Origin of the sequence: Hydrotalea sp., assembly GCF_049968455.1 — a bacterium.
Classification (GTDB): domain Bacteria; phylum Bacteroidota; class Bacteroidia; order Chitinophagales; family Chitinophagaceae; genus Hydrotalea.
In genome coordinates this window covers 1-3,758 of sequence record NZ_JBMFQT010000040.1, presented here as the reverse complement: position 1 = coordinate 3,758, position 3,758 = coordinate 1, and the positions used below count along the sequence as shown (strand labels likewise).

The window sequence follows — 3,758 nt, the reverse complement described above, 5'->3', positions numbered from 1 at the left end:
TTCAAGGATATTTGAGATTGAAAAGAATGGACAAAAAGAAAACAAAGAGTTTTCATACAACGGATTTACCATAAACACAAATCTACTGCTTAAACCAAGCGGAGGAATAGCCAATGTTTTGGATAATTACAAAAGATACTGGTTTAACAATTTTGAAGAGTTTGCAAAAAAATATAAAAATCGGAACACAGCCATTTATGAGAGAATTGAATGACAGAAAACAAGAAAAAACTACGACAACAACATCCCGACTTGTCGGGACGGCAGGTTTTCAAACTCTTCGGCACTTCGTGCCTCGCCATCACTTCGTTCGGGGCACATAACACGGGCTATACGGCTCATTTCATTCGCCCAAATCCCTTCGGGACTTCGTATAGCCCGAATACGTTAGCATTCATGCTAAGAAAAAAAATGGCACTTAGAATAAAATGATTACTTTTGCTCGACATATTTTAAAATATGATAATATGAATGATGACCCATATCGTAGTAGAATAAAATTATTAATGAACCAAATTCAATAGTAGATCATCTTTGATTGTGCTTTCTGTTGAATTTCAATATTGAGGTATAATACATGGTAAGACAATTAAAGGAAAATTTAAAAAAAACAGTTTTCCAAAACACCAATAATAATTTAAACGGTGCTGGCGAAAAATTAAAAAGCGTCTCAGCACTAACAAAAGAAGAGGTTTTAAACACCTATGGCACTTCTCTTTTAGGATTAGATGAGGAGTCCGTTAAACAAAAACGCAAACAGTTTGGATTGAATAGGATTCAACACGAAAAAGCCCCTTCGTGGATTAAACAGTTGTTGTCCGCGTTTATCAATCCTTTTATTGGCGTATTGATTATTATTGCCATCGTATCATTTATAATTGATGTTTGGATGGTTACTCCCGAAGAAAGGGATTATAAAACCATTATTGTTGTTTCAATAATGGTTTTTATAAGTGCCATACTGCGATTTATTCAGGAATTTAGAAGTAACCAGGCAGCAGAAAAGTTAAAAAATCTTGTAACCAACACGACCACTGTTATTCGCAAAGAAACTGGCCGGACTGAAATCAATTTTGAAGAAATTGTTCCGGGTGATATTATTCATTTATCTGCCGGCGATATGATACCAGCCGATTGCAGGGTAATTCAATCAAAAGATTTATTTGTTGACCAATCTGTACTCACCGGAGAATCCATGCCGGTTGAAAAAACAGACAACGTTATTAAAAACGGGAAACAATTATCTGTGTTCGAGTTACCCAATATTTGCTTTATGGGTACCAATGTGGTAAGTGGCACTGCTTTAGTTGTTGCAATAGTAACTGGTTCCAATACCTATTTTGGCGAAATAAGCAAGTCGGTAACTGGCAAACTTGTAGAAACAAGTTTTGATAAAGGAATAAACAAAATAAGCTGGATGCTTATCCGGTTTATGTTGGTGATGGCTCCTTTAATTTTTGTAATAAACGGTTTGGTAAAGGGCGATTGGTTTGAAGCCTTGTTGTTTGCCATTGCAGTTGCAGTAGGATTTACACCCGAAATGCTGCCAATGATTGTTACGGCGAATCTGGCAAAAGGGGCGGTAAATATGAGCAAATACAAAGTAATTGTCAAACGCCTTAATGCTATACAAAATATTGGTGCTATGGATATTTTATGCACGGACAAAACAGGTACACTCACCATTGATAAGATCGTTTTAGAAAGACATATCAATATTAAAGGTTTTGATGATGATGAAGTATTGAGCTGGGCTTATCTTAACAGTTATCATCAAACAGGAGTTAAGAGCTTACTCGACAATGCAATCCTCTCACATGCCGAACTAAATGAAAAACTTAAAGTAGAAAGGGATTTTGAGAAAATAGATGAGATTCCTTTTGATTTTCAGCGCAGGCGATTGTCTGTTATTTTAAAGAAAACAGATGGTAACCACCTGTTAATTTGCAAAGGGGCTGTAGAAGAATTGTTAGAAATATCTACTCATGCCTTTGACCCGGGCGAGGATAAGCAACTTCAGATTTTTACAGATGAGATAATCCCCCTCGATGACAATACCAGAAAACTCATCTTAAAAGAAGCACAAAAAATGAATGAGGATGGGATGAGAGTTCTATTGCTTGCCGTTCGGGAATTTGAGCCAAGGGCATTAAATTATACTGTTGCCGATGAGAACAACCTTGTTGTAGTAGGGCTAATTGGTTTTCTCGACCCTGCAAAGCCTTCGGCAAATGAAGCGATTAAAAGGTTACATGAATTAGGAGTTGATGTAAAGGTTCTAACTGGGGATAACGAAATTGTTACAAAAAAAATCTGCAAGGAAGTAGGAATTCCCATTAACAACATAATGCTGGGGAGTGATTTAGAAGCTATATCGGATGAAGAACTTATCGAAAAGATTGATAACATCAGCATTTTTGCTAAATTAAGCCCGCTTCAAAAAAGCAGGGTAGTAAAAGTACTCAAATTAAAAGGACACACCGTTGGATTTTTGGGCGATGGTATAAACGATGCCGGTGCACTTAAAGATGCAGATGTCGGGATATCGGTTGATACCGCAACCGATATTGCAAAAGAAAGTGCCGATATTATTCTTCTTGAAAACGACCTTAATGTACTTCGTAAAGGTGTAGTTTATGGGCGAAGAACATTTGGGAATATATTGAAGTATATAAAAATGACTGCAAGCAGTAATTTTGGAAATATGTTTAGCATGTTAGGAGCTAGTGCATTTTTACCTTTCCTGCCTATGCTTCCAGCCCAGTTGCTTTTACAGAACCTACTTTATGATATTTCACAAATTTCAATTCCTTGGGATAGAGTTGATGAAGAGTATATTAACAAACCTCAGCAATGGAATGCAAACTTTCTGTCAAAATTCATCCTTTACATAGGTCCAATAAGTTCAATATTTGATTATGCCACTTTTGCCCTGATGTTCTTCTTTTTTAAAGCAAATACTCCCGAACGCCAAAGTCTATTTCAAACTGGGTGGTTTGTGGAAGGTTTACTATCGCAAACGCTTATTGTTCACCTGATACGTACACGTAAAATTCCATTTATACAAAGTTGGGCAACTGCCCCCGTAGTTGCATTAACGTCTTTAATTATGGCTATTGGTATTATAATACCTTATACTCCGGTAGCTTCAATGCTTGGCATGACAGCATTACCTTGGATATATTTCCCTTTTCTGATAGTTATTTTGACTTCTTATGCGATTTTGACACAAGTAATAAAGAACTGGTTTATAAAACGCTTTAATAACTTTTGATGAAAAGAAAAGAATAAAGCACGAAACGCTAAGCGGATCCATGGTTAATTGCTTTTGCTTTAATAGATAAATCTAATTATACTATTCTAACTTTTGAAAAACTAAATTCAACAAAAAGAATAAGATACAAATCCCTAATGTTTGTCAAGAGTTTGGTGTTGAATGTTGTGATTTATATGATATGCTAAAAAACATAAATTTTAGATTATAAACTAATAAAACCCTTAATCTGGTGGGAGTGATTATGAAACTATACTTACAAACCATTGTAGAAAATTTTAATTTGGACAACATTCCTGTCGATTGGTTGGGCGTTGATTTTGAAAAATTTTCTTCTTCAAAAACTCTTTTTGACTATCAGCAAAAAGCATTGGAAAATGCGTTAAAAGCATTCTTTCTCTATTTTGAAGAGGATAAGGCCGATAAAACGAATTTTTTCACACGGTATCAAAACAACGGATTAACCGAAGATTTATGCTACAAC

At 35.5% G+C, this 3,758-nt stretch carries 3 protein-coding genes and 1 pseudogene; all 4 read left to right on the top strand.

Annotated elements, in window-relative coordinates; all coding sequences use genetic code 11:
• Positions 1-214: hypothetical protein (locus ACP5P5_RS13435; protein WP_428286626.1), on the top strand; the 214-nt coding region annotated here is incomplete at its 5' end.
• Between the two features lie 363 nt (positions 215-577).
• A complete protein-coding gene (gene mgtA / locus ACP5P5_RS13430; RefSeq protein WP_428286625.1) occupies positions 578-3,274 on the top strand; it encodes a magnesium-translocating P-type ATPase in 2,697 nt (898 codons plus the stop codon).
• Between the two features lie 118 nt (positions 3,275-3,392).
• A pseudogene (locus ACP5P5_RS13425) lies at positions 3,393-3,485 on the top strand (DUF4411 family protein); the annotation flags it as partial.
• A gap of 33 nt (positions 3,486-3,518) precedes the next feature.
• Positions 3,519-3,758, top strand: a 240-nt coding sequence (locus ACP5P5_RS13420) for a hypothetical protein (RefSeq protein WP_428286624.1), incomplete at its 3' end; no start/stop codon positions are given.

Bases quoted from the DNA above. Each gene is read 5' to 3' on its own strand.
- mgtA (WP_428286625.1), top strand. From the start codon at position 578: ATGGTAAGACAATTAAAGGAAAATTTAAAAAAAACAGTTTTCCAAAAC.